Annotated in this window: 4 protein-coding genes and 2 pseudogenes; 3 read left to right on the top strand and 3 right to left on the bottom strand. The window is 42.2% G+C overall.

What is annotated here, in order from left to right:
- From F6K20_RS18460 to F6K20_RS18450, 3 genes and pseudogenes are all read left to right on the top strand, one after another.
- Window positions 1–451 (top strand): annotated as a pseudogene (locus tag F6K20_RS18460) (ABC transporter ATP-binding protein); the annotation flags it as partial.
- A gap of 4 nt (window positions 452–455) precedes the next feature.
- Window positions 456–1,547, top strand: coding sequence for an ABC transporter permease (locus F6K20_RS18455; protein ID WP_287295583.1), 1,092 nt, complete (start codon window positions 456–458; stop codon window positions 1,545–1,547).
- Between the two features lie 16 nt (window positions 1,548–1,563).
- Complete coding sequence (locus tag F6K20_RS18450; RefSeq protein WP_287295581.1) at window positions 1,564–2,700, top strand: ABC transporter permease; 1,137 nt, start codon at window positions 1,564–1,566, stop codon at window positions 2,698–2,700.
- A 41-nt stretch (window positions 2,701–2,741) separates the two neighbouring features.
- Here F6K20_RS18450 and F6K20_RS18445 read toward each other — a convergent pair whose 3' ends face one another.
- From F6K20_RS18445 to F6K20_RS18435, 3 genes and pseudogenes are all read right to left on the bottom strand, one after another.
- Window positions 2,742–4,076: an FAD-dependent oxidoreductase gene (locus F6K20_RS18445; protein WP_044492414.1), complete on the bottom strand. Its 1,335-nt coding sequence runs from the start codon at window positions 4,074–4,076 to the stop codon at window positions 2,742–2,744.
- A gap of 198 nt (window positions 4,077–4,274) precedes the next feature.
- Window positions 4,275–5,396, bottom strand: a pseudogene (locus tag F6K20_RS18440) (geranylgeranyl reductase family protein).
- 118 nt (window positions 5,397–5,514) lie between these two features.
- A complete protein-coding gene (locus F6K20_RS18435; protein ID WP_008181202.1) occupies window positions 5,515–6,777 on the bottom strand; it encodes an HlyD family secretion protein in 1,263 nt (420 codons plus the stop codon).
- Between the last annotated feature and the right edge of the window lie 87 nt (window positions 6,778–6,864).

Genomic DNA, 6,864 nt, shown 5'->3' with positions numbered 1-6,864 from the left:
AGATGAACCTACCAGTGGCATGGATATTCTGGTGCGACGGCAGTTCTGGCAAATTCTTCAGGGGTTTGCCCGCCAAGGTACAGCGATTGTTGTCACTACCCACTCTATGGAAGAGGCGGAATACTGCACTAATTTGCTGTTTATGCGGTTGGGAGAGCTAATTCTGCAAGGGTCTCCTGCCGCTATCAAAGCCCAGCAAACCGTTACCCTCGTAGAAATTTTGTCTGCCTCTCCCAAAAACACCCTGTATAGCTTAGAACAACAATTTGAGCCTTGGCGCATGGTATTTATGGGCGATCGCATCCAGATGATTCTGGATCAGCCGTCACATATGTCCCAGCTACGGAATTATCTAGCTTCGGTAGAAGTCCAACCTCACCAAATCACTCCCATCCCCTTCTCCTTAGAAGCAGCGTTTCTCAACATTTCACAACATCCTAAGAAAAGGTAGCGCGATGGACAGGATTTTGGCTCAGTGCATCAAAGAACTGGCGCAATTTCGTCGCGATCGCCTAGGGGCAGCATTGGTATTCTTGTTGCCTTTAATGACCATGCTGATTTTTGGCTTTGCCATTCGCCTTGAAATTAAGGATGTACCATTAGCCGTCAGAGATTTTGACAATAGCCCCCTCAGTCGAGCCTATATTGAGCAGGTTTTTGCCACTAATCAGTTTAAGCCTGTAGCAGCTACCACAACCGATGGTATAGATTTGCTTGATCGGGGCATCGCTCAAGCAATAGTGGTTATTCCTCCCGACTTTTCACGGCAATTGAAAAAGGGAAAAACCAATGCCCTCCAGGTTTTAATCGATGGCACAGATGTGAACAATGCTCGGGTCATCCAGAACAGCCTTCGTGCTACCACTCAATTTTTCTTGGAAAAGCAAGGTTTTCAGACTCAGCGTCCCGATGTTTTCGCTCATACCCGTATCTGGTTTAATCCGGGTCGAAAAGAATCTCTTTTTATTGTGCCGGGTGTTTATGCCGTCATTTTATTTAGTTATCCTGGTTTGATAGTAGCAATGGCGGTGGTACGGGAGAAAGAACAAGGGACGTTAGTTCAGGTCAAAGCATCAGGGATTAGTGCTTGGGAGTTTCTTCTGGGGAAGGCTTTGGCCTATGTACTGATTGCCATTGGCGAAGCGGTACTGTTGATGGGGTTGGGGGGGTTGCTGTTTGACCTTTGGCCAGTAGCAAATCCTTGGCCGCTGCTAGTGGGCACTGGGCTGTTTTTGATGGTCAGTGTGGTTTATGGACTGGTAGTTGGCGTTTATTCCAAGCAAGCCTTGGTTGCTGTGCAGAGTGTTATGAATACTGGACTTTTAATGTCTACCTGGCTGTCAGGTTTTATTTACCCTGTGGAAAATATTCCTTGGCCACTGTCACTGGTTGCCAATGTCGTGGCAGCTCGTTACTATATTGAACTCACCCTAGATGCATTTGTAGTAGGTGTGGGCTGGCTTCGTATTGGCCATGTTATTCCTATTCTATTCCTGCTGACAATTGGAATGTTCATGTTATCGTGGTGGCGAATTCGGCAGATATAGAAAACCGTAATCCAGCATGGCGAAGAGGAAGCTCGGATTTTTCCCAGGTAAAGGTGTTTGGGCAGTTGTTCTCAAGGAAATGACCAATATCTTCCGCGATCGCCAGCTTATTACCACAATTGTCTTGGTACCAGTTTTTTTCGTGATGTTTTACGGCTTTGCCCTTAACCCCAGTGTTGAACAGGTTAGCTTAGGGGTAGTGGACTATGCCCAGACTTCAGCCAGTCGAGAGTTTGTGGCGACTCTAACTGCTAGTGATGTGGTTGTGCCCACTGTACAAACTTTACAAGAAAAGAATTTAGAGCGATCGCTACTGGCAGGAGAAGTCAAGGTTGGTGTTGTAATTCCCCCAGAGTTTGATCGCCAACTCTCTCAAGGTAACTTAGCTGAGGTGCAAGTCCTGATTGACGGGGTTGATGCTAATCGAGTCGGTATTCTTCGGGGTTATCTCAGCCAGATCATCCGTCAGTATCGCTATCGTAATGACAATTCCCCTGACTCTTCCCTGATTAATCTACAGACAACTATTTTATATAACCCCGGACTGGTGAGCAGTTGGTATGTTGTGCCGGGGGTATTGGGGGTAATTTTGACAGCTATTAGCACTTTTGCCGCTGCCTCCACCATGACAACAGAAAAAGACTATGGCACTTTTGAACAACTGTTGCTTACTCCCCTACTTCCTTGGGAAGTGCTTCTAGGCAAACTGCTTCCCCTTTTGGCTATCACCCTAGTCATGGTGCTGATGGCAACCGGGTTTAGCCAAGTTGTCTTTGACCTACCATTTCGTGGTAGTTGGCTAATCTTTATCACTAGCACCTGTGTTTATATTGTGCTGACATCTGAACTAGGACTGATTTTAGGTCTGCTAAACCAGAATATGCTACAAGCATTTCTGACCACGCTTTTTATTAATTTGCCTCTAGTGCAGTTATCTGGAGCTTACACCCCCATTGAAGCCATGCCTCCTTTGTTTCAAGGATTGACCCTTCTAGATCCACTGCGCTATTACATCTTTATCCTGCGTAGTGTTCTACTAAAAGGAATTGGGTTTGATATGTTGTGGCAACCCTTACTTTTACTGGTGATAGTAGCCGTAGGATTGTTTATCCTATGCTTGTATCTTTTGAAGTGGCAAAAGTATCATAATTAACCTGAATTCGGGATAACTTAACCTGTGATTAACAGTAGAAGTTAGGCACTTTCTCGCATAGATTTGGGCTTGAATAAACGTTTACCTCTCCGCAGAATTAGCTGATTTAAGGCATTGATCGTCTTAAACCAACGGGAATGGCTGTGCAAAATATGACGGTAGGGGATAGTGGTTTCTGCTATCATATCCACTGAAGAGGAAGTCCAAAACTTGGGAAACCAGCGATGGAGTGTGCGATCAAAAACGTGCTTCAGCAACATTAGATATCCTAAATAAATATTTAAAGGAAACAGGCTATCGCTCATTTGGTCTAGGGCGATCATATCGGGGCGACGGCGTTGGGTATATTTAGGGACAGCTTGGGTTAAGTCATCATCATATTTATCTAGCAGTTGGTTAAACACTAGACCATCTTCGAGAGCCGCACTGCATCCCTGGGCTATCATGGGTGAAACGGCGTGAATGGCATCTCCCACTAGCAAAATACTATTGCCAAAGTGGTAGCGACTACACCTCACCGTTGTGGTTTGGAAGAAAGGCTTCTGGGCAAAAGCATCGGCTTCTTCAGGTGAAATCAACTGGCTGAAATCCCCCATATACTTTCTGAAGAAGGTTAAAACGTCTGAACCCGATGAGATATTGGCTAAACTATTATAACCCCGAGTAAAAGAAACTAAAGCATTGTAAGTCCGATCCGATTTGGATATACACAGAAGAGTTCCAGACGATCCCAAAGAATACAAATGAACACTATCCCTATTTAATTTCAACTCAGGGTGATTTTCAGGACAGCGCAGCGTTAAAACTTTAATATCAACTGGACTTTTGCGCAGCTTGACCTCAAGACCGGTTTTATGCTGTAGTATATTTCTCACTGTAGACCGTACTCCATCAGCCCCAATCAACAAATCATAGGCTTGGCATGGTTGATAGCCTGAAGCTGACTGAAAAACAGCCGATTTTGCTTCTAGATCGACAGCTATACATTCGTGTTTGAAGTGTATCTTTAGGCAACTAGCATCATAGCGTTTGGTCAAGGTTTCTAAAAAAAGATTGGTGAGGACATTGCGCTCGATCAGGAGTCGAGGTTGTTTGCGCAAAATAGATTGAACCACTCCACGGGAGTTACGGATTTCTTGTCCCAAAGCAATTGTTCCCCGTTCTATTGCCAAGGACTCTAAACCAAGTTCACGAAGGGCGGCTCGTCCTCGAAACCCAAGCGAAATAACATAGGAGCGAGCAGTTGACACAGCATTAAGTCTTGGATCAGAGCGTTTTTCATATAGCTCGACACAATATTTACTGTCACGTCGCAACAAATAGTGAGCCATTAATAGTCCGCAGGGTCCAGCACCAACAATGATTACAGTTTTCATAAAGTCCATTTTATAAAATTGTTTTATTACTATTCCTCCATCATGATAGTTACTTAAATTTTCAGGTTATACATTGATCTTCGTCACACAAAACTATTTATTTTTATGCTATACTGGGCTTTTACTGATAAGTAAAAATTATGTAATGTGGAAGCTGTTTTTAAACAAGGGCTTCCACATGAGCTTAACGAGGGAGTCTCAAAAAGTTAGGGAGCTTTCTAAGAGACTAATAGCGCGGTTTACTAGATCAGAATACTGTAACTCTCCAGAGAAAAGTCGGGTCATGGTAGCAATAGCGGAAGGTCGTTGCAATACTACTTGATAACCTAGTTTCGGGAAACGCCAAAATACTTGGGCTAATCTTTGAGCTGAGCTCATCTCCTTGCCCCATTCTTGACTTATAGTTTCGCTATATTGTTCTAAAGCATCTATCTGATTGGCTAGTGCCTTATGGATAGCTTCTGCAGCTTTCATCCCACTAAAAATCGAAGGACGGATGCCTTCAGCGGAGAAAGGATCTACCACACAAGCTGCTTCTCCAGCTAAGACTGCATTTTGGGTGTGTAGCTTCTGATCACCATTCCACAGGAATATAGGATGACCAGATTCAGTAGCAGTAGCTAAATCTAGCTTAAACATCGTCCCATAATCTCGAATGATATTTTTAAAATTTTGTGCTTTACGTTTTTTTCCAAATGCCCCTGCCCCCAAAGAAAAACCATCTGCCTTGGGAAAATTCCAGACATAGCCATTTTGAGCCAAACCCAACTCAAAATAAATATTAATATCTGTTTGATTTTCTACTGGTATTTCTAGTTCTAATGCCCCTGCTACTAATTTTTTTTGTCGCTGAAAACCTAACCATTTGCTCATTTTACCTTTGGAGCCATCAGCAGCAATTAAGTAATGTCCTATAAACGATTCTTGATTGGTATTAATTAACCAGCGATCGCTTTTAAATTCAATGCCGGTAACTTCCGTATCATCTTGAACTTTTGCACCATTTTTTTGTGATTGTTGCACTAAAAAATGATCAAATATATCTCTTCTGACCATCCAAATAGGATAACTTTTGATATCAACTTGAATCGCATTTTATTTATTATAAGTAAAATAAGCGGCATTTGTTTTCAGAGATATAGCAGGACTAAAATCAAAATCAAACCATTCTTGAATTACCGAAGATACACCACCACCGCAAGGTTTGTAACGAGGTAAAGATGCTTTTTCTAAAACTAAAACAGAATGTCCCTTTTTTGATAAATGATAAGCAGCCGTTCCCCCAGCAGGCCCTGCACCAACAATAATACAATCAAATATCTTTGTCATGCCCCCAAATCTCCTATTTTTAAACAATGCCGGACTCTGGGCTCCTGAAGCAACAGAATCAAAATTACTTTAATGCTATGATAATCTTAAGTCATCCATAAATAGGAATTTAATTTACATTCAATTCAGTAATAATTTCCGCATCTGCTGGCATTCCTGGTTTAGCAAACCCCCCAGGATTATCAATAGTTAGTTTAATGCCAAAGACTTGTCTGATCCGGTCTTCTCGAAAATAGATATTCTCCGGAGTAAAGGATGCTTGACTATCAATAGTAGTCACTGTAGCACTTAAAGGTTTATCTGGGTCTGAATCAAGAAATACCTTGGCTTTCTGTCCTACTCGAATTTTGCCAATATCTCCTTGAGGAACGTATCCTCGTAGATAAACATTGTTGGGATCGATCACCGTTAAGAGTGTTTGACCAGCACTAACTATTTCTCCCGGTTCAACCAGACGAGTAATAACCACACCATCAATGGGACTGGCAATTTCTAGATCACTTATTTTGCTTTTAATTTCTTGTTGGAAAGCTTTGGCAATCTCAACTTCAGCTTGAACCATAGCCAGTTGTAAACGAGCCTGGGCTAACTGAGTTTGTAATCTGCTCAGTTGTGCGTTGATCATGTCTGGGTTGAGAGTAGAGGTTTGGGCTTGTACTAACTGACCCTCTGCTACATTTACTAATTTGCCGATAGCATTAACTGATGCTTGAGTTGCTTTAACAGTTGCTTGGGCTTTTTCAAACGTTGTCTGAGCTTGGTCAAATTGTTGTTTGCTTACGGCTCCCTGCTCCACCAATTGAGCAAAGCGATCGCGATTAGCTTTCGCTAAGTTTAACTCAGATTGAGCTTCTTCTAACTTAGCAAAAGCTTCATTAAGTTGAGCAACATTAGCTGCAACTGATGCCTCAGCTTGTAAGACTTGACCTCTGGTATCTTCTTGTGATTTTTTGAGATTTAGCTCAACCTCCAGAATCTGACTTTCGACTAAATTGATTTGCAGACGGGCTTGAAGTTCTTGTTGCTGAGCAGAAACTAAACGAGCAGTAGCACCTTTTAACTGAGCTTGAATTTCTTGATCGTCAAGCCGCACAATGTTCTGATCTTTGTTTACTTCTTTCCCTTCCTGCACAGCGACAAAATTAACTCTACCTCCAACTTTCGTCCCAATATCAGTTTCGTCCCCCTCAATCCGACCACTTAGTAGGATTGTTCTATCTTGGGATGTTGATACAAAATACTTGCTTGATACAGGTATTCCAGCTAAAATTAAACCCGATAGAAGCAGTAGTAAAGGATAAATTTGCTGCTTCGGCTTGATAGTTTCCTGATTTTTGGCATTTTCTTGATATAAAAATATAGATTTATCCATAAAGAGTTATTTTTTTGTTTTTCACAAATACATGGGGACTAAAATCGTAACTTATAGCACTACCCATTAAGGTTAGGACATTTATAA

Origin of the sequence: Moorena sp. SIO2C4, assembly GCF_010672485.1 — a bacterium.
Lineage (GTDB): Bacteria > Cyanobacteriota > Cyanobacteriia > Cyanobacteriales > Coleofasciculaceae > Moorena > Moorena producens.
This window is presented reverse-complemented; position numbering and strand designations above follow the sequence as displayed.